Annotated in this window: 19 protein-coding genes; 6 read left to right on the top strand and 13 right to left on the bottom strand. The window is 40.1% G+C overall.

Features of this window, described 5'->3' with window-relative positions; translation table 11 throughout:
- Positions 1 to 19: 19 nt before the first annotated feature.
- On the top strand, positions 20 to 2,131 hold the full coding sequence (locus I6J03_RS07840; protein WP_236586220.1) for a carboxy terminal-processing peptidase: 2,112 nt from the start codon (positions 20 to 22) through the stop codon (positions 2,129 to 2,131).
- A gap of 461 nt (positions 2,132 to 2,592) precedes the next feature.
- Here the strand turns inward: I6J03_RS07840 and I6J03_RS07845 are convergent, their stop codons facing one another.
- The 8 genes from I6J03_RS07845 to I6J03_RS07880 form a co-directional block, all read right to left on the bottom strand.
- The gene (locus I6J03_RS07845) at positions 2,593 to 4,119 is read right to left on the bottom strand and encodes a DUF5689 domain-containing protein (protein ID WP_232279764.1); all 1,527 of its coding nucleotides are present in this window, start codon (positions 4,117 to 4,119) and stop codon (positions 2,593 to 2,595) included.
- A gap of 26 nt (positions 4,120 to 4,145) precedes the next feature.
- Positions 4,146 to 5,675 (bottom strand): SusD/RagB family nutrient-binding outer membrane lipoprotein, encoded by a 1,530-nt coding sequence (locus tag I6J03_RS07850; RefSeq protein WP_003009084.1) that lies wholly within the window; start codon positions 5,673 to 5,675, stop codon positions 4,146 to 4,148.
- 11 nt (positions 5,676 to 5,686) lie between these two features.
- Positions 5,687 to 8,935, bottom strand: coding sequence for a SusC/RagA family TonB-linked outer membrane protein (locus tag I6J03_RS07855; RefSeq protein WP_003009086.1), 3,249 nt, complete (start codon positions 8,933 to 8,935; stop codon positions 5,687 to 5,689).
- Positions 8,936 to 9,314: 379 nt separating this feature from the next.
- Positions 9,315 to 10,757: a M20/M25/M40 family metallo-hydrolase gene (locus tag I6J03_RS07860; RefSeq protein WP_003009089.1), complete on the bottom strand. Its 1,443-nt coding sequence runs from the start codon at positions 10,755 to 10,757 to the stop codon at positions 9,315 to 9,317.
- A gap of 69 nt (positions 10,758 to 10,826) precedes the next feature.
- Positions 10,827 to 11,480 (bottom strand): tRNA (guanosine(46)-N7)-methyltransferase TrmB, encoded by a 654-nt coding sequence (trmB, locus tag I6J03_RS07865; protein ID WP_003009090.1) that lies wholly within the window; start codon positions 11,478 to 11,480, stop codon positions 10,827 to 10,829.
- Positions 11,481 to 11,554: 74 nt separating this feature from the next.
- Positions 11,555 to 12,061 (bottom strand): hypothetical protein, encoded by a 507-nt coding sequence (locus I6J03_RS07870; protein WP_003009092.1) that lies wholly within the window; start codon positions 12,059 to 12,061, stop codon positions 11,555 to 11,557.
- Entirely contained in the window at positions 12,036 to 12,452 is a 417-nt protein-coding gene (locus tag I6J03_RS07875) for a hypothetical protein (RefSeq protein WP_003009093.1), read from the bottom strand. The genes I6J03_RS07870 and I6J03_RS07875 overlap by 26 nt, the downstream gene beginning before the upstream one ends.
- Before the next feature lie 164 nt (positions 12,453 to 12,616).
- Complete coding sequence (locus tag I6J03_RS07880; protein ID WP_002998090.1) at positions 12,617 to 12,886, bottom strand: YtxH domain-containing protein; 270 nt, start codon at positions 12,884 to 12,886, stop codon at positions 12,617 to 12,619.
- 229 nt (positions 12,887 to 13,115) lie between these two features.
- Here I6J03_RS07880 and I6J03_RS07885 point away from each other — a divergent pair, with 229 nt between their 5' ends.
- Entirely contained in the window at positions 13,116 to 14,654 is a 1,539-nt protein-coding gene (locus tag I6J03_RS07885; RefSeq protein WP_003009096.1) for a YifB family Mg chelatase-like AAA ATPase, read from the top strand.
- Here the strand turns inward: I6J03_RS07885 and I6J03_RS07890 are convergent.
- From I6J03_RS07890 to rsfS, 5 genes are all read right to left on the bottom strand, one after another.
- Positions 14,651 to 15,079, bottom strand: a complete 429-nt coding sequence (locus I6J03_RS07890) for a hypothetical protein (protein WP_003009099.1) — start codon at positions 15,077 to 15,079, stop codon at positions 14,651 to 14,653. The two genes, I6J03_RS07885 and I6J03_RS07890, sit on opposite strands and share 4 nt — an antisense overlap.
- Before the next feature lie 59 nt (positions 15,080 to 15,138).
- The gene (locus I6J03_RS07895; protein WP_003009101.1) at positions 15,139 to 15,765 is read right to left on the bottom strand and encodes a rhomboid family intramembrane serine protease; all 627 of its coding nucleotides are present in this window, start codon (positions 15,763 to 15,765) and stop codon (positions 15,139 to 15,141) included.
- A gap of 1 nt (position 15,766) precedes the next feature.
- Positions 15,767 to 16,414 carry a LutC/YkgG family protein gene (locus I6J03_RS07900; protein ID WP_003009103.1) on the bottom strand — a complete coding sequence of 216 codons (648 nt, stop codon included), beginning with the start codon at positions 16,412 to 16,414 and terminating at the stop codon, positions 15,767 to 15,769.
- Positions 16,415 to 16,490: 76 nt separating this feature from the next.
- Positions 16,491 to 18,560 carry an ATP-dependent zinc metalloprotease FtsH gene (ftsH, locus tag I6J03_RS07905; protein ID WP_201694287.1) on the bottom strand — a complete coding sequence of 690 codons (2,070 nt, stop codon included), beginning with the start codon at positions 18,558 to 18,560 and terminating at the stop codon, positions 16,491 to 16,493.
- A gap of 41 nt (positions 18,561 to 18,601) precedes the next feature.
- Positions 18,602 to 18,976, bottom strand: a complete 375-nt coding sequence (gene rsfS, locus I6J03_RS07910) for a ribosome silencing factor (protein ID WP_003009107.1) — start codon at positions 18,974 to 18,976, stop codon at positions 18,602 to 18,604.
- Positions 18,977 to 19,084: 108 nt separating this feature from the next.
- Between rsfS and I6J03_RS07915 the strand changes: the two genes are divergently transcribed.
- From I6J03_RS07915 to pfkA, 4 genes are all read left to right on the top strand, one after another.
- Entirely contained in the window at positions 19,085 to 19,801 is a 717-nt protein-coding gene (locus I6J03_RS07915; RefSeq protein ID WP_232279765.1) for a biotin--[acetyl-CoA-carboxylase] ligase, read from the top strand.
- A gap of 121 nt (positions 19,802 to 19,922) precedes the next feature.
- A complete protein-coding gene (locus I6J03_RS07920; RefSeq protein ID WP_003009114.1) occupies positions 19,923 to 20,378 on the top strand; it encodes a protein-disulfide reductase DsbD domain-containing protein in 456 nt (151 codons plus the stop codon).
- A gap of 85 nt (positions 20,379 to 20,463) precedes the next feature.
- A complete protein-coding gene (locus tag I6J03_RS07925; protein WP_003009116.1) occupies positions 20,464 to 22,140 on the top strand; it encodes a protein-disulfide reductase DsbD family protein in 1,677 nt (558 codons plus the stop codon).
- A gap of 23 nt (positions 22,141 to 22,163) precedes the next feature.
- The gene (gene pfkA / locus I6J03_RS07930) at positions 22,164 to 23,138 is read left to right on the top strand and encodes a 6-phosphofructokinase (protein ID WP_002998108.1); all 975 of its coding nucleotides are present in this window, start codon (positions 22,164 to 22,166) and stop codon (positions 23,136 to 23,138) included.
- The last annotated feature ends 17 nt before the right edge of the window (positions 23,139 to 23,155 follow it).

Genomic DNA, 23,155 nt, shown 5'->3' on the forward strand with positions numbered 1-23,155 from the left:
TTTTAACAACTATAAATTTATGTTTAAAAATCTAGTATTTGCTCTTTCTATCGTTTCTATTGTAGCCTGTGGTGCCAAGCCAAGGGTCAATCTGGAAGAAGGGGAAGGAGGCGTAAAACCCACCATGCAGCACGAGATTATAGCGAAAGAAGTGGCAAATCTATTAGAGAATGTCAGCTATAAGAAAGTTCCGATGAACGATTCGCTTTCTAATCTCGTATTTAACAATCTGATCAAATCTATGGATCAGGGCAAAAACTATCTGCTCCAATCGGATATTGATGAGTTTCAGCAATATAAAAACGAACTGAGTCAGGATTTCAAAAGCGGAGATCTTTCGGCTGCATTTCATATTTTCAATGTATACTCAAAACGCTATCTGGAAAGAATGAATTATGCTTTAGCGCAGATTGATGTTCCTCAGGATTTTAATCAGGATGATTATTACACTGCTTATCGAGAAAAGCTTAACTGGTTCAAAACAGATGACGAAGCTAAAGAACAATGGCGCAAGAGAGTAAAATATGATCTTCTGAACCTTAAACTAAGCAGCACAGGTAAAGAAGATGATGCGGCTAAACAAAAAGAAACTTTACGCAAACGCTACAACAATCTGATCTCTCAGGCAAAAAAGACAAATGCTAATGATGCATTTCAGTTGATAATGTCTGCGTTAACAGATGCTGTAGATCCGCATACAACATACTATAATCCTTCATTTGCGCAAGCTTTCAACGAAGGCATGTCCAACACCTTCGAAGGTATAGGCGCACGACTGATGATAGACAATGAAGCTGTCACTATCTCGGAAGTATTGCCGGGAGGTCCTGCTTTCCGCGACAAAAGTCTTCATATGAATGATAAAATCATTGGTGTCGCACAAGGCGAAAAAGGTGAATTTGAAGATATCATAGGATGGAGATTAGATGCTGCAGTAGCGAAGATCAAAGGCCCTAAAGGAACAATCGTAAGATTAAAAATCATTCCTGCCGGTCAGGAAATGACCGCTCAGCCAAAGATTGTCTCCCTGAAAAGAGAAAAAATCGTTGTGGAGGAAGAATCTGCCAAAAAAGAGATAAAAATGGTCAAAGGTGATGATGGCAAAACCTACAAAATAGGTGTGATCAACCTTCCAAAATTCTATATTGACTTTGACGCCTATCGCAAACGTGATCCGAACTACAAAAGTACAACTCGTGATGTAAGATTAATTCTGGATACCTTAAAACAGGAAAAAGTGGATGCCGTAATTCTGGATTTAAGAAGTAATGGCGGAGGATCCCTGCAGGAAGCAATCGAATTGACCGGATTATTTATTGATAAAGGCCCTGTAGTACAGGTTCGTGATACCCGTAACAGAATAGAAGTAGATAATGATGAAGAAGCAGGTATGGCCTGGAGCGGACCTTTTGGTGTTATTATCAACAGATTCTCGGCTTCAGCATCTGAAATCTTTGCAGGAGCTATTCAGGACTATGGCAGAGGACTGATCTTAGGTTCTCAAAGTTATGGAAAAGGTACTGTACAATCTGCTGTAGATATGTCTCGCTTTATCAGTGCTACAAGCCGTTTATTATTAAAGGCAGAAGGTGAAAAGGACCCAGATACTCCTAACGGTGCACCTGAATTCGGACAGATCAATATCACAATGGGTAAATTCTATAGAATCAATGGTAGCAGTACACAACACAAAGGTGTGTCTCCTGACATTACTTTCCCGACCCAGTTCTCCGCAGAAAAATTCGGTGAAAGTTCAGAACCTGCAGCATTGCCTTGGGATCAGATCAAGTCTACAAACTTCAAAAAAGTTGCAAACTTAGATGATGTTGTCAAAAAACTTGAAACCATCCACAAAGCAAGAATGGAGAAATCTCAGGAATATAAGTTCTTACTGGAGGATATCGATGCCTTTAACAAATTGGATTCCGTTCCTAAAGTGACACTGAATGAAGCTAAGCTGAAAAAAGAACGCGAAGCGAATAAAGTTAAAAACCGAAATAGAATCAATGAGGAATTAAAACTGCACGGTAAGCCTGTATGGAAAGAAGGTGAACCTCAGCCAAAAATTGATTTTGACTATGTAATGGATGAAAGTGCCAATATTATGGTAGATTTCCTCAAACACAAATAAATCGATCGCATATTAAAATGCTTTAAAGCATTTCCTTACTTAATCCCCTACCACAAAGTGTGTAGGGGATTTTTTTGTGATGAAAAAACGAGAACCTCATAAATTCAAGCAGCGTCTGACGGTGTCCCCACCGGCAACTTGACACTTACTAAACCATTGGCGAAGACACCAACGGACACAAGTAGATATTATTGAACCTCTCCCTAACCCTCTCCTTAAAAAGGAGAGGGAACAGGTTTAACTCATAAATTTAGGTAGCAACAGACGGTGTCCTCACCGGCTGTTTGAAACTTATCAAACCGTTGGTGAGCACACTAACGGGCGCAAGAATATCATGAAATTGAACCTCTTCCGAACTCTCTCCTTAGAAAAGAAGGGAATTATTTTAGAAAACAGAGCTAAAAAAGGGCAGTACTCAATAGTACCACCCTTCCGTAATAGTAAGATATTTTTGATAGGTATTATTCAACAAGTTTTGTAGACAATTCCGTCTCAATCTCAGACAACAATGACTGTTTGGTCATTAATATATTATTCTGTGATCTGGCCTTTGTCCATCTTCCGAGTCTTGTATTATACTCGCCACCCAGCATAACAAAATACCCCAGATCAGCCGTATTATATTGCAGACCGAGTGTATTGCTGCCGCTCAGATAAAAAGGCTGAGGTTTCAGATCAATCGGATTGATCTTATCATAGTAATCTGAATTTGCTATACGGTAGCCTCTGCCATTTCCGTTCAGACTGCCTCCGCTACCAATCACAAACATCACATCTACCGGATAAGTAGCCTCTGTAACGGTTGTCCCTTTGAAAATAGCAATACCAGAAGCAAAACCGGAATTCGCAAGAAGTCCCCCCGTTTTATTTCCAAAGTCATAACCATTTTTGTTGACATAGTCATAATTTAATATCCAGTTTGCCGCTGAAATATCTGTGGAAGCTGATCCGTTTATTAATTTGTAAATACCTCCGACATAGAAAAATGTACCCTTTTTAGCAATTCCCTTAGTCAGGTTCAGCTTATATGTCCGTTGATTACCTGTCGCCCACCCTTTTTCAGGAAAACCTGTCGGCTGCGATGCTCCGGCATTATTTGTTACAACAACAGCATATGGAGTTACTGAAAAATCAATATCCTGAGTAGCCAGAAACTGAATGTATTCATAATTTCCATCGCCACCTTTGGCATCGCTCACAAAGCCGGATATAACCACCGGTGTCTCTTCTTTGTCCGATCCCAGCACGACAATATCCGCAGCGCTTCTGACCGCTTCATAAGGCTTCAATGTACCATCTGCTGCCTGTTCACTGAAAATAATACCATAATAATTAGCCATTCCCGGAGGGTGCATCGTTGAAAATGATGTATTAGCTTGAGTTTTCAATGTTATATCGCCAAATCCGTCGTTGATAATTTTATCCCCTGCAAGAGTTGCTTCGGGGCTCGGAACCGGCGTAAAAATACCTTTTACGATCGCAACGAGTGTACTTTCATATTGATCAGGTTTATTCAGAATAGCATTGATATTTACACGGTTCAACGGGATATTGACCCCTTCTGCAACCTTATTGATCTTCGAATTATCCAATCCCGAAATCTGCAAGATACCATTCACACGCTCCAGCTTTCCGCCGACTACATTGACAACAATTGAATCGCCCGGAAGATAGTTTTTGGCAGCATCCCCCAGATTAATAGCAATACCTCTCAGTTTATTAAGGCGTCTTCTGTCCTGCATCGTCAACAAACCTGCAGGAAGATTGCCCTCTCTGTGATCGGATGTAACGACACCGGTCAGCATATTTGATCCCTCAAGAGACTCTGTATTCAGCTCAACAGCACTTCCTTTATAAAGATTTCTCAAATCATATATCCCATAGTAAGGACTTATTTCACCTCCCGGATAGTTTCCATCTTTATTACAAGAAGAAAATACCATAGTTACAGCAAAGGCGAAAACAATATAGTTTAGAATATTTTTCATCTGTATATTTTTTGATATCATGAATATTATGGTTTTTGCCACCAAACCTTCGTATTGATTTCATCCGGCCCCTGTATACCAATAGCTACCTTATAATTAGTAGGGTTAGTCGATTGTATAGATACAGGATAAGTCATACGAGCCGGCATCTCTCCGTTATTCTGTAATCCTTTACCCTTTGGCAATACCGGATATCCTGTTCTCCTGTATTCAAACCATTGCTGCATATCCACAAGGAATAAACTGTAGTATTTCTGCAAGTGGATTTTTTGCATTTTGGCTTCAAAACTTTCACTCTCACTCCAGTTAAAATCTGCTGCGTCCAGATATTCATCTATCGGAACAGACCATGTTGGCAACCACAAGGTAATACTGTTCTTAACACCACTTTTAAAAAGTTCGCCTGCATTCTTACTTGTCCAGCCTTTCAGCGCTACCTCTGCTTTAATAAACTCCAGCTCGGCAAAGTTCATAATCATTCCTGTCATTGGATCTGTCATCAGTGTAGTCGCATTATAGTCTCCTACTTTCTGATTTGTAGAATAGAAATAAGCTTTACGGTCAAATCCTTCTCCCGGAGCATACCCGCTTGGTACACCCACAAATCCGCCCTGATAGGGAGCAATACTCCATCGGTTTACACCATTCGTTCCCAATGAGGTATTGATACGCGGATCATTCCAGTTGACAAGATTATCGATAAAGAAACTGGCAATTCCGGGTTGTCTGAAATCCGCTTCACGCACCGTAGCAAATGGTGAAGTATAGGGAGCTACTCCGGTCCAGCGCAATATAGCTGAATCATCATTACTCGTCATAATCGGATAGTTTGAAGCATTCGTCTCCAGGATTTCTTTAATTTTAGCCTGTACCAAAGCACTGACCTCAGGTTTTCCTGAAATTCTTAACAACAATCTGAGATACAATGAATTTCCAAGTTTTCTCCAGCGGGAAATATTCCCCTGAAAAACCGGATCCTGACTTGCATTAATAGATTTATTCGCCTTTAACCATGCATTTGCAGTATCAAGTTTTGCAAAAATGGCGGCATAAATTTCCTTTTGTGTATCAAACTTAGGTTCAATAATCAACGAATCCTTTCCTAAAAGAGCCTGTGAGTATGGAATATCTCCATAAGTATCTGTCAGGATTGAAAATATCCAGGATTGATTGATCAGTGAGATTGCACGGTAGGAAGGATTATCATTTATACCTCCATCTGCCTTCTTATACATTTCTCTCCAGCTGTTGAGTACAGGATATAAATTGTTCCACATATAATCTGCCCAGTTACGTCTGAAATCATAACGGAATACCTTTCCTTCTGAATCTCCGACATTCACTGTCACCTGCATTAATTCATTATTAAAACCCCGGTTACGGTTCATATTATAGGATACCGAATTGACCAGTGCCGGAGCCATAAACTGATACGGATAAGCCTCTAACGATTTATTCGGATCTGTATTGATCTCCTGAAAATTCTTATCGCATGACTGGAAAAACAAACTCATTCCAACACATGCACATATGATATAAATAATGTTCTTTTTCATCTTTTTAACGCTTAAAATCCAACGACTATGTTAAAACCAAAAGTGCGGGTTGAAGGGAATTGAGCCACCTCAAATCCTTTCACTATATCTGTACCGCTCAATGTTCCGAATTCCGGATCAAAGATCGGCCAGCCCGACCAGATAAATAAATTACGGCCATATACCCCTACTGTTGCGCGCTGGATTTTCAGACGCTTAGTAAGATCTTTATTCAATGTATAATCAAAGCGAGCTTCACGGAACTTAATAAAGTCTGTAGAAAAAACACTTCCTTCCGCATTATCCTGACCATAGTGTGAGCGGTAATATTCATCGATATTTTTGGCAATTACATCATTTTTACGATAAGTCCCGTCCGGATTCTGAATAACCCCGTTACCTATGATCCCGTTATATCTTCCCGGCAAAGTATTCGTAGTTTTACCCTGTTCAGCCAGTTTGTAATGAGACAGTGAATGAGATACTCCTCCAAACTGCGCATCAAACAACACACTTAGTTTAAATCCTTTATAACTGAAATCACTGCCGATACTGGCTCTGCCCTTAGGAATAGTATTACCTAAGTAGATGATCTCATCAGACAATAACGCATATCCAGTATTTGCATCATAAACTACTTGTCCGTCCGGAGATCGTTTGTAACCGTATCCATACAAGTCGCCCATACTTCCTCCTACTTTTGCGACAAGCTGGCCACCAGCTACCGGCCCGGTCTGTATTACTATAGAGCTATCTGGCAGATTGTCTATCCTGTTGGTGTTACGTGTAAATGTGGCAAACATATTCCAGTTAAAACCCTCTTTATTCTGAACAGGTTTACCATTCAGACCGATTTCCAGCCCCCTGTTGCTTACTGCTCCGGCATTGATAACATATCTTCTGTATCCTGTAGATGGATCTACATAGCGTAATAAGTGCTGATCTTTTGTTTCACTCTTATATAAAGCAACATCAATTCCTAAGCGGCTCTTGAAAAACCGTAAATCCGCACCGACCTCATATGAATTTGTTTTCAAAGGCTTCAACCCACCATTTCCAAGAGTAGTTGGCATTTGAAGTCCACCTGAATAAAGACTTCCTGCTGTTTCATAAGAGTATCCTGTCAGATAAGGATCTGTACCCCCACTACCAACTCCAGCTATGGAAGCCCTGAATTTGGCATAATTGATCTGTTTAGGAAGTGTAAAATACTCTGAAGCGATAAAACTCAGGTTCACAGAAGGATAGAAAAATCCCAGGTTTTTATCCGGCATATCGACAGAAGCCAATGTACTTGACCAATCCTGACGTCCTGTAACATCAAAGAATAAATAGTCTTTGTAACTTGCTGTAAGTAATGCATAAAGTGAATTTACTTCAAATTTGGAAGAATAAGGGCGGGCATCCAAAGGGCCCTTTGCATTCGCAAATGTATACACACCCGGGAAGGTCAGTGAATCTGCACGTAACTCTTCTTTTTTGTATTTATTCTGCATGCGGCTTCCCCCTAAAGTGGCAGACACATTCCAGTCCTTATTGATTTTTTTGTCATACTTTAACAGGAAGTCGATTGTATTTTCATTAGAAAAGATACTCTGTGTCCTGAAACTCCCCTGTGTCAGCTTACTACCAGCATCAAATGGACGCTCCTGCGCTCTGTCTTCATAAGCAAAGTCAATAGCCGATCTCAGTTGCAAGCTCCATTCTTTATTAAACTGGTAGCTAGCCTGTACATTTCCGGTTACCCCCTGACGATTGGACCTGTTGATAAACTCATTCGAGATCGCATATGGATTTTCAGGATAAGAACTAAACGGATATCTGATCTTAAGCCCCTCTTCTCCCGGACGCCAGTAATCTTTTAACCAATTCAGATCTGCATTTGGCTGCCAGAATATAAACCAGTACATCAGTGACTGATTACCATACCCCGCACCGGGGAGGTTATCACTCCATTTATTGGTATAATTGATTTTGGAACTGATAGTTAACTTATCGCTTACTTTTGAATTGACAGATAATGCTACTGTATTTCTTTTGAAGCCAGTATTGGGCAGAATCCAGGAATTATTAACATTTGTTGCTGAAAAACGTGCCGTTGTTCTGTCTGTACCACCATCTATACTGACAGAATTGGTATAGGTACGTCCTACTTCGAAAATATCTCTGATTTGATTTTTATAAGGTACCCATGGAGTACGTTCCTTTCCTGTCGTATTGGTCAGAGGATCATACTGAAAGAACATCTGTCCGTCAAACTTAGGTCCGTAGGCCGAACTCGTTCCGCTTGTACTTGTACCATCGGCAGTTGTACCATAAGAGTAATAATCCGAACCATCTAAACCCTGCCCGTACTCATATTGCATATCAGGCCAGCGGTTTACACTTTCAAATGCGGTATTTGAATTTACAGTAACTCCTATTCCCTTTTTACCTTTTGAGCCGGATTTTGTAGTAATAATAATTGCACCGCTGGCCCCTCTGGCACCATAGAGTGCTGCAGCACCCGGACCTTTCAGTACCGTCACATTTTCGATATCTTCCGGATTGATGTCATCAATACCCGATCCGTAATCTGCCGGCATATTATCTGCTGCAGTTCCGTAAGCACTCTCCCCGCCTATTGCGGTCTTACGTCCGCTACCATTACTTACAACAATACCATCAACGATAATCAAAGCACCCGGATCACCATTCAGATTGGATTCTCCGCGGAGAATAATCTTTGTAGACCCAGTAGGACCCGAATTGGAACGCATCAGATTGACACCCGCTACTTTTCCGGACAGGGCATCTGTCCAGTTGTTGGAAAGTGCATCTGTGAATTGTTCTCCTTTAACTACTGTCGCGGAATACCCCAATGCTTTCTCATCCCTTTTAATCCCCAATGCGGTAACAACAACTTCAGACAAAGCAGTTTCATTTGGTTGCAGACTGATCGTCAGATTATTATTCTCCTTATTGATCGTTTGATTGTAAGTAGTATATCCTATACCACGGAACGAGACCTGTGTTCCTTTAAGAACTGAAAAGCTAAACTTTCCATTTTCATCCGTCTTACCGATAGATTTATTACCGGCCAGTATAGTTACCCCCTCTACCGGATTACCATTGACAGCATCCTTTACGACTCCTTTGATATCAAAGAGTTCTTGTTCTACAGCTTTGACAGGGACGGCATTGGCCGATATCGCTTCTGCTATCCCGTCCTGAAATGCTCCAAAACAGAAAAGAAGAAGAAAGAGAGCTTTCTTCAAATTCGAAATGTAGAATTCTTTCATAGTATAAATTGGATTTAGTTTTGTTTACTTTTACTAAAACTTACGTTTGGTTATTTTTAGTTTTGATTGGTTATTCAAAACAAATATATAATAACAATTGACATTTTCATCAAATAAATTTGTCAAAAGATTTATACGATTGTGTTGATTTGAAGAGACTGACATGCTGAGTAAATTAAATAAAGGCCTTTTTTTATAATAAAAAAGCAATTTTCAAGGCAGCACAAAGGTTCAATTCTAATATTAAGACAATATTAAATTCAAATTAACATTTTATAAAAACTTCATGAATACGTAACTTTTATATGGACAATAAAAGTAAATGAAAGAAAAAGAGCTTATCTTTTGGATAAGCTCTTTACACAATTATTATTTTCTGTTACCAAACCCAATCTCCCGAAATCCGAAGAGGAGTTTCCAGTTGATGTTCTTTAAGATAGTTTTTCAATACATCTCCTGACAGTATTGTCACAGGCAGATTATCCTCATTAGCAAGTGAATATGCCAATATTAATCCATTCTTAGTGGTTTGTTTCATTCCATCCTCAGAAACCAGGCTGAACACATCACCGTCAGAATGGTAATATAAACCGGCATTATTGGGGAGTTTGTCTCCAGCTCCTCCGGCATAGGGTATCCCTTTTAATAAAAATGGCTGATGATCACTATGCAACCAGGCCCCCGAAACAAAGATATTTTTAAATGTTGGATCGGCTTTAGCATACCACTCTCCCCACTTCGCAAAAAGTTCTTTTACCTCAGAACGGGAACTGAAAAAACCGGTTGGAGCATTTGTCATATCATAATTAATCATATAACGTACTTTTTCCAGCTTTTGCTTCTTCAACAGGTTATCGACAAAAGCTTTGGATCCCAGCAACCCCTGTTCTTCACCCATAAACAGTACAAATTGCACCGTCCGCTCCGTCTTCAGTTGTAATTTTGCAAATGCCCGGATCATATCCAATACGGCAAATGCACCTATCCCATTATCAATTGCGCCTGTTGCAAGATCCCAGCTATCCAGATGTCCGCCGACTATAATTTTTTCATCCGGAAATTTTGCACCCCTGAAAGTTGCAATAATGTTTCTTGCCTGTATCATTCCGGCCTCATTTTTCATATGAATACGTACTGCCCCCTTCGCTCCCTTCTTCAACTCTTCCTTCCATTTCATACCATCCTCCAGACCTATGCATATGGCAGGAATCTTAATCAGTTCCCCATCAATGGATGCTGTTCCGGTCAATAAAACATTTCCCTTAACCTGATTAATAAATATAATCCCTGTAGCACCATACTTACAGGCAATGGCTGTCTTCTCTGATCGATGCAGAGAACCAGTTCCAGCCGGAGAACCAGGCAATACGCCCAGATAAACCAAAGCTACTTTCCCTTTTATACTGTTTCCGGCTTTTACATAATCCTCTTCCAGTCCGTTTCCAAGATCCGCAACTGATGCTTCTACATCGCTGCTAACGGGAGCATGTGCCAGACTGACGGCTTTTACAGGTCTGAAATCTTTTGTATTTGTCTTTATCTCGACACGTAATGGCCCCCGGTTCCACCCTCTGGCATCAAAAGGTTGAAATTCCACCTGCACACCGTACGACTTAATAAGGTCATACACGTACTGCTCAGCTTTACGTCCATTTTCTGAACCCGTCAGCCGATGTCCGATTGTGGAGGTGATATGACGGAGATTATGATATCCCTCGTAGTGATGATCTACTTCATCAATAATTTGCTTGTACGTTGCCGCATAATCCTGTGCATATACAGGACCGACAAATAAAAAAAGAAGAAAAAGGAGACGATTCATATTGAAATAAAAAAGGAGGTCATTATTTACCTCCTTTAAAGTTACAATTTCTATAAAAATTATGCAGGACTATTTTTTAAATGTCCACCTTACATAATTGATATTCTTGTTATGTGCCAGATACTTCTTCTCATAGTACGTCTTTATAGACAGTACATCATCCACAAGTTCTGAATGATAAAGATCATCGGTCTGTACTTCTTTCTTTAAGCCAAGAAGATCAATCTGTTCTAATGTATAGGCATAAAACCCGTCATTATCAGTTTTCAAATGCATCAGACCATCGGGTTTCATAATATATTGGTAGCGTTCCAAAAATTTAGGATTCGTTAATCTCTTCTTTTCACGGCTTTCCTGAGGCTGAGGATCAGGAAAAGTTATCCAGATTTCATCTACCTCGTTCTCTTCGAAATGCTCCAGTATGGTTTCGATTTGGATTCTCAAAAATCCGACATTTTCGATACCCTCTTCAAGAGCAGTTTTCGCTCCTCTCCAGATTCTGTTGCCTTTATAATCTATTCCGATAAAATTCTTTTGTGGAAACAGCTTGGCAAGATTGACTGTATATTCTCCTTTTCCACAGGCCAGTTCCAATACAATCGGATTGTTATTACCAAAATGTTGAGTGCACCATTTGCCTTTTAAATCCTTTCCTTCATCCAATTGTACAACATTTTTGAACGTGGAGACTTCCGCAAATTTCCTTAACTTATCTTTACCCATTTTAAAAAAATATGGGCAAAAATAAGGTTAAAATCATAGAAGTCAAATCTTACAGGCAAAAAGTGAGCTGAAACTTAGTAAGTTTCACTATCAGGAGGGATACCAAAGTGAGGCGCATCTTCATCCATCACTGGTTTAATTTTCTTTTCTTTCTTTTTCCCGGGACGGATATAATCAGACAGTTTGGATATTGCAGAAGATATCTTGTCTTTGTTTACCTGACCAATAGCTGTCTCAGATGCAAGTAAAACAAGAGCTTTTTTAAGCCATCCTGCCCTTTTCAGAAAAAATTTATTTAAGAGAAAAGGAACACCTATTCGCAATGCTTTTGTCGCCCATCCTCCGCCTTCACCTTCTTCGGTTGTTTTGTGTCCTGAAGATGAAAATAACTGGGTGACAATATCAACACCAGGAATACGGGAAGTAATGGACCTGAATAAACGTACAGGTGCTTCTATTTTCCTATTTAACAAATGATACTGATCCTTTAAATAGGCTTCCTGCTCAAACTTCAGCTCATTGAGCCGTGCTATTTCAGCTTTTAGCTCGGTAAGATTATTTATTTTTAAAGGTTTCCTCATTACGTTTTCCATTTTCAGATTTTACATCTTCCTCATCCTCTTCATTCCATTTCCCCAATAGTTTTCGGATAGAAAGATCCATAAATTTAGCCTCCAGTTTTGTCTCTGTCAGTCGAACGATTACCACCAGTAGAATGAAAATACCACCAGTAGCTAAAAAGCCTAGAGCATTACTGTTCATTAGTTCTCCTAAATAAAATGCAAAAGCCAGACTCAGGAAAAACACAATAAAAAGCGTCAATACAACTTTACTGATATCCAAGATAAGACTACCCAGCATACGTGATCCGCGGGCAATAGCCTTAAGCTTTAGAAGCTCAATTTGCGAATCCAGGTATTCTTTTGACTTTTGAAAAGTACCGGAAAGGGAAAATTTTTGTTCTTCGTCCATGCATTCAATGTTTAACAGAAAGGTATATGACCGTTATAAAAAGATTACCTGTATCAGTAATCCTGAGAATATGTTGAAATTCTCAGGCCGGCCATCTTCTGTAACCAACCACATACCTTCCATAAAAATTTAAAAAATTAAAAAAGCAGTATGCTTTCTTATATTCACGCATGCTCTTCCAGCTCTCCTTCTACAGAGTGTCCGGCTTTATTTATTTTAGATTTGACTGCTGCTACAACTTTATCTTTAAAGTCATTCAATTGGTCAAATTGTTCTTCTGCTCTTTCCTTTAAAGCATCTCCCAGATCAGAAAGAGATTCGTTAATTTTATCTCTTGTTTCAGAACCTTTTTCAGGAGCAAACAATACACCTAAAACTGCCCCAGCCGCAAGACCTGCCAACAAAGCAGCTACTATTTTACCGTTATCATTCATGATTTTTAATTTTAATTGCTGTTAATGATTCTACGTGTTACTTACTAAACAAGTGAAATAGCAAATCGTTTGCCAAACACCCGATTTTTAATTCATTTATGATGAAATTTCTTCCTTTTCAAAATACAAAATTTATCGATTCTCAACAAGTTTATTTTTCTAAAAGCCTTAACAGCTTGCAGTTTCATTAATATTTTATTAACTTTAGAGAAACCACACTGACTAAATTATGCTCGTAAAAACCTACTGCAGTGCCGTTTATGGCATTCAGGCCACCACTATTACCGTTGAAGTAAATATATCCCCGGGGGTAAAGTATTATATCGTGGGTCTTCCTGACAATGCTGTCAAAGAAAGCCTTCAGCGTATTGAAACAGCTATATCTTCCAGCGGATACCGTATGCCACGACAAAAAATAGTGGTTAATCTTGCTCCGGCAGATATCCGCAAAGAAGGATCTTCCTATGATCTGGCCATTGCGACTGCTATTCTTGCCGCTTCCGGACAGATGACAGATGACAAAATGGACCAATATGTCATATTGGGAGAACTTTCGCTAGACGGGAAAGTACAACCTGTCAAAGGATCGCTTCCCATAGCCGTACAGGCAGCCAAAGATGGATTCAAAGGCGTGATCCTTCCGAGAGCCAATGCCAGAGAAGCAGCTATTGTAGAAGGACTGGAGGTATTGGGAGTGGAATCATTTAAGGATGTTATTGATTTCTTTGATCAGAAGAAGATGCTCGAAGCAACACATGTTAATATCAACGATGAATTTCTCCGGAATATTAATAACTACGATGCAGATTTTGCAGAAGTGAAGGGGCAGGAAAACATCAAGCGTGCGCTTGAAATAGCTGCAGCAGGTGGACATAATGTCATTCTTATTGGTCCGCCCGGTTCAGGGAAAACTATGCTCGCCAAGCGTCTTCCTACTATATTACCGCCACTCACAATTGACGAATCTTTAGAAACAACAAAAATTCACTCTGTTGCAGGCCAACTTCCGGTCACCGGATCTCTTATGACTGTAAGGCCCTTTCGTGCTCCGCACCACACCATATCCGATGTTGCATTAGTTGGCGGAGGTGCCCAGCCTCAACCCGGTGAGATTTCGCTTTCTCACAACGGTGTCCTCTTTCTTGATGAGCTACCTGAATTCAAACGCTCTGTATTAGAAGTTATGCGTCAGCCTCTGGAATCCCGGACCATTACCATATCCCGGGCCAGATTTTCCGTTGATTATCCGGCGAGTTTTATGCTTATCGCTGCAATGAATCCCTGTCCCTGTGGATTCTATAATCATCCGGAAAAAGAATGTATCTGCGCCAAAAATATAGTGAAGAGATATCTGAGCAAAATATCAGGCCCTTTATTAGATCGTATTGATCTGCATGTGGAAGTTACACCGGTCGATTTCAAAGAACTCTCCTCTGTCCGGATCGCAGAGAAAAGCGCTGTTATCCGCGAGCGTGTAATAAAGGCACGCCATATACAGTTACAACGGTTTGCTGATTTACAAACCATACACAGTAACGCACAAATGAGCACAAAAACAGTTCGTGAAGTATGTATGCTGGATGAAACGGGAACACAACTACTCAAAACAGCGATGGACAGACTTGGTCTGTCAGCAAGAGCTTATGACCGCATTCTGAAAGTAGCCCGTACAATAGCTGATATGGAGGAATCTGCAGATATACGAAATGAACATCTTGCGGAGGCCATTCACTTCAGAAGCCTGGATAGAGAGAACTGGGCGGGTTAGTTGTCCCGGCTTTTACGCCATTCCTCCAATGTAAGGTAATCTCCGCTAACCACATCCATCACCTCAATATCTCCGCAGGTAGCTTTGTTAACGTAGAAATGATAGTAAGGTTCGTATCGTAATTCTCCGTTAAAGCCAGCAGTTACTGTATACACCTGTTTGCCATTGACATCTGCACTGTCTACCATAAAAGAAATATTAGGTTTATCAGCGAATAGGGAATCCAAAACAGCTTTCTGCTCTTTGATCTCCTCTAGCTCATTTAGCTTTCTGACGACAGCCTCTACGCTACAACCATCTGCTTTGGCAATATGCGCAATAGCCACATTTTTAGTTTTGGATTTATCACTTCCGCCTGAACCGCCCGAATTACAGGATGACAATAGCAATACAAAGAAAAAAGACAGGGTTATGATTTTTGTCATAATAAGTGTGAATTAGATTTTACAGCTGTAAATATTGGTATAATCAAAAGATTCCGATTTTAAAACTGACGCATAAAGTGTTGTATAACATCCGGGAAAAACAGAACCGTTAACAGTAATCCAGCCAGGGCACCAAAAAGATGGGCACTATGATTAATTCCGTCATTTGCTTTTCTGGAAGCCCAGTAACTGTAGCCCATAAACAATACAGCAAACAAATATGCTTTCATAGGAATGACAAAGAATATACCCAGCTCAGCCTGAGGATCAAACAGGATATAACCAAATAATACCGCGCTTATTGCACCGGATGCGCCCAGACTATAATATCCGGGATTGTTCTTTTGCTGTAAGATTGTTGGTATATCACTCAGAACAAGACTGAACAGGTAAAGGATTGCAAACAAAAAATGTCCCCATGCACTGATTCCCGCGAAAATAGATTCCAGTCCGAATCCAAAATAGTAAAAGGTGATCATATTGAAGAGCAGGTGTCCCCAATCTTTGTGGATAAGTCCACTGGTAAAGATCGTATAAACACGATGCTTACGGTATACACTATAAGGATGCAACATCAATTTACCAAAAAGATGTTGATTTGAGAACAGATAAAGGCTAAGCCCGATAGTGAGAATAAAAATCACACTGGACACAGGTGATTGTATAAAGTAGTTGAAATTTTCCATGCTAAAATCTGTCCTCCAACATGAATACATATAATTCCTTTGGACCATGTGCACCCAACACCAGCATCTTCTCTATATCTGCTGTACGGCTTGGCCCCGTAATAGTGGTAATCATTGTCGGGAGACGATCTCCGTATTTTTGTTTTATTCCATTAAGCGCATGTTTTACATCCATCACCAATTGGGAGGCTTTGGCAATAACGATATGTACAGGCGGATAAATGCTCAGCCGACGTCCCCCTGCATTTGCATTGGAGATCATAATACTTCCATTCCTTGCAATTAAAGCTTCGCAAGCAGTAATGCCCACCTGCGCCTGTTCCAAATTCTGATCATCTGTCATTAGTGGGAAGCCGTATTGTCCCAGGAGTTGTTTGATACTCTCTTCCCAACCGTAGATTCGTGTTACATTCTGCTGCTCTGCAAATGCAATCAGATTTTCAATCAGGTTAATCTCTCCATCGCAATACACAAATTTGCCTGATATAGCTGTAAATTCACGCGCAAAAGTTACATCCAAGGACTCTTCCTCATCTTTGTACAACGGTGAATCTTCAAAATCAGGATGAGGATTTTCTCTTTTCTGTAAAAGAGCCTGCCGAATTTTCTTCAGCATTTTTTCTTTTGCGGTCGTATTCTTGATGTTCATTTGAGAAGTATTGACGGCTATAAAAAACGATGTACCGTAAGCAAAGCTACAGTACATCGCGATCAGTTTTATTTAATTACGAATTAGGGGAATCCTGGTTTTTTTGATCAGCAATTCCTTCTGCAGACTCTTCCGGTATAGGAGGAATCGGCAATTGGGTCTGCGGAACACCAGAAGATTTTCCGTTTACAAATTCGTCATAAGTTGTTCTGTTTACAAAAGGACGTTTACCCAGAATCTCTTCCAGATCAGACTGGAATAAGATTTCTTTCTCAAGAAGCTTCTCCGCAATCTTGATCAATCCTTCCTGATTGGCTAACAGCAACTCTCTTGTCCGCTCATACACCGCAGAAATCAATGTTCTTACTTCTTCATCGATAAGTTCTGCTGTCTGATCAGAATAAGGTTTCTGGAATTGAGATTCTCCGGAACTGTCTCTGAAAGATATATTACCAACTTTATGGTTCATACCATAAACAGCAGTCATAGCATACGCCAGTTTTGTAATACGTTCCAGGTCATTTTGCGCTCCGGTAGAAATACGGCCAAATGTAATGTCTTCGGCTACACGTCCACCCATAGTCATACACATACTATCCAGCAATTGCTCTGTAGTATAGAGAAATTGTTCTTTTGGCAGGTACTGCGCATATCCCAATGCAGCTACTCCACGTGGAACAATAGAAACCTTTACCAAAGGATCCGCATGCTCCAAAAACCAACCCGCAATAGCATGTCCGGCTTCGTGATAAGCAACAATTTTCTTCTCTTCAGGAGAGATAATTTTATTTTTCTTTTCAAGCCCTCCGATGACACGATCTATCGCATCCTGGAAGTCCTGCATATCGATTTCTTTCTTATCCTTACGGGCCGCAATCAAAGCTGCTTCATTACATACATTTGCAATTTCGGCTCCGGCAAATCCCGGTGTCTGTGCAGATAATTTTTTCGCGTCAACTGAAGCGGAAAGTTTCAATGGCTTCAGGTGAACATTGAAAATCTGTTCTCTGCCAATCAAATCCGGTTTATCAATTGAGATCTGACGGTCAAAACGTCCCGGACGTAACAACGCTGTATCTAAGACATCTATACGGTTTGTTGCAGCCAGAATAATAACGCCCAGATTTGTTCCGAAACCATCCATCTCGACTAAAAGCTGATTCAGCGTATTCTCCCGTTCATCATTACCACCCATGATGGAATTTTTTCCGCGGGCACGGCCAATAGCATCGATCTCATCAATAAAAATAATACAAGGAGCTTTTTCTTTCGCTTGTTTGAAGAGGTCACGGACACGAGAAGCACCCACACCTACAAACATCTCCACAAAATCGGATCCCGAAAGCGAGAAGAAAGGAACCTGTGCTTCACCAGCTACAGCTTTAGCCAGCAAGGTCTTACCTGTACCCGGAGGGCCTACTAAAAGAGCTCCTTTAGGAATTTTACCACCCAAATTCGTATATTTCTTCGGATTTTTAAGGAAATCTACAATTTCCATCACTTCCTGTTTGGCTTCTTCCAATCCGGCAACATCATTAAAGGTAATATTAACCTGAGACTCTTTATCGAATAATTGCGCTTTAGATTTACCAATGTTAAAAATTGCACCGCCGGCACCACCTGCTCCGCCATTCATTCTGCGCATCAGGAACAACCAGATCACAACAATAATAAGCAAAGGAAGCATAAAAGTGACGAACCAGCCTGTCCACGGGTTGGAACGATCTTCAGGGACAACGCGGATGCGCTGCGCCGGATCAACATTAGCCTGAGAAGTTTCCAGTTTCTTCTCTAAAGCTTCAAAAGAACCATCTGTAAAAACATATTGAGGTCCAGGTGAATTTCCTAGTTTGAGGGCATTCGGCGTTGGTGCAACATCTTTATACTTACTATCTTCTTTTAGTTTGTTGGGTTTAATATATACTTCGACCTGAACTAAATCATTTTTCTTATAGGCAACGAGTTTCTCCACGTCTCCCGTATTGAGCATCTTCGACTCGAACTCGCTATAGGTAGTTTGCTTTGCTGTCTCTCCGTTTAAAAAATACTGCAATCCAAAAAATCCCAAAATCATAGCGATCCACAACCACATCATATTGAATTTCGGTGGCATGGGTGTTACTTTTTTACTGGGTATTTTATTCATTATATTCTCTTGTTTGTGAAATTATGTTTTTCTAAAATCTGTTAAGCACTTTGATAAGTCTTGACATCGGCATCTCCCCATAAATCTTCTATGCCATAATGGCTTCTTTTTTCTGTTTTGAAGATATGCACAACGACATCTACAAAGTCAATCAGAATCCATTCTCCATTTCCATGACCTTCCTTATGCCAGGGGTCCTGACCAAATGCTTTGAAAATCTCTTCTTCGACACTTTTAGCGATCGCATTGACCTGTGTAGTGGAGTCTGCATGGCAAATTACAAAATAATCGGAGACGGAACTGTTAATATTTCTCAAATCAAGCCGTACTATTTCATTTCCCTTTTTTTCCTGCATTCCATGAACAGCAATCTCGGCCAGCTTTGAAGATAATCCTACGTTTTTATTTTTAACCATTAAAAATTATTATAGTTTTGATCCTTTAATTCTTTAATCCTCTTTTCTGTGCAAAATAACACATTTCTGCGACTTTATATGGGTCTAAACTTAATAAAGTTGGACCGGGTGGCTTCTACAAATGATTATTTAAGAGAACAACTGTCAAATTTCAAGCCATTTGCGGAGGGTTCTGCCATTATGGCAACAGAACAATTCCAGGGAAAAGGCCAAAGGGGTAATATCTGGCGATCAGAACCCGGCAAAAACCTCACCTTAAGCATCTTACTTTATCCTTCTTTTTTAGCGATATCCAAACAATTTTTTTTAAATGTGGCCATAAGTCTGGGTATTGCAAAATGGCTACAAACGCAAACAAATGCACAAATAACTGTAAAGTGGCCAAATGACATCATGGCCAATCAACAGAAAATCTGCGGAATTCTTATCGAAAATCAAATTAAAAAAGATTCTATTTCGAGCAGTATTATAGGAATGGGTATAAATATTAATCAAACTGATTTTCCCAGCGAAATCAGTCATAAAGTCTGTTCTTTAAAAAAATTGCTGCAAAAACCGGACGACATCTGCATAGAAAGCCTTTTGCCTGAGCTTTTCTATTATTTAGAAACACAGTATGACCGGCTAAAGGCCGGAGATGGGACAGAATTATTGAAGGACTATAACTCGATCCTTATGTGGCGCGGCGAAAAACATAATTTCCTTATTGATAATGTAACAGTCGAAGGCACTATTACAGAGGTGGACAAGGAAGGTCAGCTATGGGTTGATTTCGGAAAAAAGCTCATCTCTTTTAATTTAAAAGAGATCGCGTACCAGCTATAGGCAACGACAATTTTACTTTGAGATTAGTTTAACAAAGAACTTTTACGCTATTTTTGTACAAGGTTAATTAAACCTTTTAATGAAAGTAGTAATCATAAATAGAGGTATAACATATTAAAAGATGAAAATGAAAAAATTAAGTTTATTAATCGTTGCTATATTATTTACGGTAGTGAGTACACATGCACAGATTCTGAATCCTGTTAAATGGTCCGTTGCGACTAAAAAGACCAGCAATACAGAAGCCATTGTGTATATAAAAGCTACTATTGACAAAGGATGGCACATTTATTCTCAAAATGTTGGTGAAGGCGGTCCGGTAGCGACTTCTTTTAGCTTTACTCCCTCTAAAGACTTTACATTAGCCGGCAAAACAGCGGAACCTACTCCAAAATCAAAATATGAGGATGCCTTTAAAATGAACGTAAAATTCTTTGAGAAAGAAGTCATTTTTGCACAAAAAGTCAAACTTAAAAAAGGACAGACTGCAGTAAAGGGTAAAGTAGAATTCATGGTGTGTGATGATTCCCGTTGTCTTCCACCGGACGAATATGCTTTTACTGCGCAGATTAAGTAATTTAAAAAATTTAAGTTAATATGAATTTTGGCGGTAAACTCGTTTACTGCCTTTTTTTTATTTTTGATATTTCTTATCCATAAACATGAAAAAACTTCATTTTCTTTTACTTACGTTATTTCTGACATTTTCTACAGCTTCGTTTGCGTTGAATGTACAGGATAGCAGCTCCACTGACAGCGCCGTACTCACGGAGATCCCTTCAGATCTGGAGTTTTCGGATGGTCAGGATGAAGTATCTTCTACAGATACGATTACCACAGATACAACTGGCGTAAAGCAGGTCGCACAGACTAATACAACAGACAATAATCAGGAAAAATCTCTTTGGACCATTTTTATTGCCGGATTGGTAGGTGGATTTCTGGCTTTTCTGATGCCTTGTATCTTTCCTATGGTTCCGCTAACGGTGAGTTTTTTCACGAAGAAAGCCGGCAGCAGAGCGAAAGCTGTACAGCAGGCATTGTTGTATGGATTCTTTATTATTGTTATCTATGTGGCGTTAGGGATGCTGGTCACCATTACCTTTGGTTCTGATGCACTGAATGCCCTATCGACAAACGGATTCTTTAATTTCTTCTTTTTTATCTTGCTGGTTGTTTTTGCTGCTTCCTTTTTCGGAGCATTTGAAATTACGCTGCCAAGCTCATTTGTCAACAAGATCGACTCCAAATCTGATAAAGGAGGTCTTATAGGATTATTTTTCATGGCCTTTAGTCTTGCGGTCGTGTCCTTCTCCTGTACAGGTCCTATTATCGGAACATTACTTGTCGATGCCGCTTCCAAAGGAGATCGTTTGGGGCCGGCGATTGGTATGCTGGGATTTTCGGTTGCACTGGCCATCCCTTTTGCATTGTTTGCCTTATTCCCGTCTCTGCTAAAGTCAATGCCAAAATCAGGCGGATGGCTTAACAGTGTCAAAGTGGTTCTGGGATTTTTGGAGCTTGCATTAGCATTAAAATTTCTTTCCAACGTAGATCTGGCCTACCACTGGAACTGGCTTGACCGCGAAGTATTTCTTTCCTTGTGGATCGTGATCTTCGGACTTATGGGACTGTATTTAATAGGTAAGATCAAATTCTCGCATGACAGTGACTTAGCATATATGTCTGTGCCGCGCACACTTTTAGCCATAATTGTATTTTCTTTTGTTGTCTACATGGTTCCGGGGTTGTGGGGAGCACCGCTGAAATCTATTTCGGCTTTCCTTCCTCCTTCCGCAACACAGGATTTTGATCTTAGTGCAGGTGTGGCTGCAGGACCTTCGGCACATGACGGCAAAGTAAAGAAATATGCGGAAATCTTCCATGAGCGTGGTACACCAAAAGGTTTTGATCCGTACTACGATTATGATCAGGCGCTGCAGACCGCTAAGGAAGTGAACAAACCGGTAATGATCGACTTTACAGGATGGAACTGTGTCAATTGCAGACAGATGGAAGCCAATGTCTGGACAGATCCGAGAGTTGCCAAGTTGTTAAAAGAACAATTCGTAATGGCAGAATTATTTGTAGACGACAAGACCGAACTGACTCCTGAAGAACAATATGTTTCTAAATTCAGCGGTAAAAAGATTCGTACTATAGGAAATAAAAACAGTGACTTTCAGGCCTCTGCATTCAATAGTAATTCACAACCGCTATATGTTATTGTAGATACGGAAGGTAATGTATTGGTGCCACCAAGCGGGGCGGATTACAATATTGACAGCTATATCAAATTTTTACAAAGCGGTTTAGATGCTTTTAATGCCAAAAAATAAGATTTCTTATTATCTTTGAATATATGAGTAAGATCAAGAATATTGCCGTATTAACATCAGGAGGAGACGCTCCCGGAATGAACGCTGCTATCCGTGCAGTTGTCCGTACAGGTATCTATTATAATTTAAATGTTTTTGGTATCCGCAGAGGATATGATGGAATGGTAAGTGGAGATATTATCAGTATGGATGCCAAATCCGTAGCTAATATTATCCAAAGAGGAGGAACCATACTTAAAACGGCCAGAAGTGATGAGTTTCGCACAATAGAAGGCCGTCAGAAAGCCTATGAAAACTTAAGAAAGCACGAAATCGATGCATTAGTCGTGATTGGCGGAGACGGGACTTTCACCGGTGCGTCCAAGTTTATTGAAGAGTTTGATTTTCCGGTAATGGGTTTACCGGGTACTATCGATAATGATTTATTAGGAACTGATTTTACAATTGGCTACGATACAGCGATCAATACTGTTGTAGATGCTGTGGATAAAATCAGAGACACTGCAGAATCACACGATCGCCTCTTTGTAATCGAAGTAATGGGTCGTGACTCGGGCTTAATAGCTCTTCGCTCGGGAATAAGCACAGGTGCTGAAGCCGTATTAATTCCGGAAATCAAAGTGGATTATGATGCCATTATGACGCGTCTGGATAAGACACGTAAGAATAAAGCTTCCCGCATTATCATTGTTGCAGAGGGAGATCAGGAGGGTGGAATGGTTGTAGCGGATAAGATCAAGGAGAGTTTTCCTTCTTATGATGTGCGACTTTCGATATTAGGTCACATACAACGCGGCGGATCTCCGACCTGTATGGATCGTGTATTGGCGAGTCGTGTAGGTGTGGGAGCTGTCGAAGGCCTGATCGAAGGCAGAAGAGGTGAAATGGTGGGATTAATCCACGGAGAGGTCAAATATACCCCGTTCAGCAAAGCAATCAAGCATATCGATAAAATTGATGACAATCTGACAAGAATTGTCGAAATTCTATCCCTATAAAATAAAAGGAGGTGCAA

Origin of the sequence: Sphingobacterium spiritivorum (assembly GCF_016724845.1) — a bacterium.
Taxonomy (GTDB): Bacteria; Bacteroidota; Bacteroidia; order Sphingobacteriales; family Sphingobacteriaceae; genus Sphingobacterium; species Sphingobacterium spiritivorum_A.

Bases quoted from the DNA above. Each gene is read 5' to 3' on its own strand.
- I6J03_RS07860 (WP_003009089.1), bottom strand. From the start codon at position 10,757: ATGAATCGTCTCCTTTTTCTTCTTTTTTTATTTGTCGGTCCTGTATAT.
- I6J03_RS07890 (WP_003009099.1), bottom strand. From the start codon at position 15,079: ATGACAAAAATCATAACCCTGTCTTTTTTCTTTGTATTGCTATTGTCA.
- I6J03_RS07875 (WP_003009093.1), bottom strand. From the start codon at position 12,452: ATGGACGAAGAACAAAAATTTTCCCTTTCCGGTACTTTTCAAAAGTCA.
- I6J03_RS07845 (WP_232279764.1), bottom strand. From the start codon at position 4,119: ATGAAAAATATTCTAAACTATATTGTTTTCGCCTTTGCTGTAACTATG.
- trmB (WP_003009090.1), bottom strand. From the start codon at position 11,480: ATGGGTAAAGATAAGTTAAGGAAATTTGCGGAAGTCTCCACGTTCAAA.
- I6J03_RS07880 (WP_002998090.1), bottom strand. From the start codon at position 12,886: ATGAATGATAACGGTAAAATAGTAGCTGCTTTGTTGGCAGGTCTTGCG.
- I6J03_RS07840 (WP_236586220.1), top strand. From the start codon at position 20: ATGTTTAAAAATCTAGTATTTGCTCTTTCTATCGTTTCTATTGTAGCC.
- I6J03_RS07925 (WP_003009116.1), top strand. From the start codon at position 20,464: ATGAAAAAACTTCATTTTCTTTTACTTACGTTATTTCTGACATTTTCT.
- I6J03_RS07850 (WP_003009084.1), bottom strand. From the start codon at position 5,675: ATGAAAAAGAACATTATTTATATCATATGTGCATGTGTTGGAATGAGT.
- I6J03_RS07870 (WP_003009092.1), bottom strand. From the start codon at position 12,061: ATGAGGAAACCTTTAAAAATAAATAATCTTACCGAGCTAAAAGCTGAA.
- rsfS (WP_003009107.1), bottom strand. From the start codon at position 18,976: ATGGTTAAAAATAAAAACGTAGGATTATCTTCAAAGCTGGCCGAGATT.
- ftsH (WP_201694287.1), bottom strand. From the start codon at position 18,560: ATGAATAAAATACCCAGTAAAAAAGTAACACCCATGCCACCGAAATTC.
- I6J03_RS07900 (WP_003009103.1), bottom strand. From the start codon at position 16,414: ATGAACATCAAGAATACGACCGCAAAAGAAAAAATGCTGAAGAAAATT.
- I6J03_RS07895 (WP_003009101.1), bottom strand. From the start codon at position 15,765: ATGGAAAATTTCAACTACTTTATACAATCACCTGTGTCCAGTGTGATT.
- I6J03_RS07920 (WP_003009114.1), top strand. From the start codon at position 19,923: ATGAAAATGAAAAAATTAAGTTTATTAATCGTTGCTATATTATTTACG.
- I6J03_RS07885 (WP_003009096.1), top strand. From the start codon at position 13,116: ATGCTCGTAAAAACCTACTGCAGTGCCGTTTATGGCATTCAGGCCACC.
- pfkA (WP_002998108.1), top strand. From the start codon at position 22,164: ATGAGTAAGATCAAGAATATTGCCGTATTAACATCAGGAGGAGACGCT.
- I6J03_RS07855 (WP_003009086.1), bottom strand. From the start codon at position 8,935: ATGAAAGAATTCTACATTTCGAATTTGAAGAAAGCTCTCTTTCTTCTT.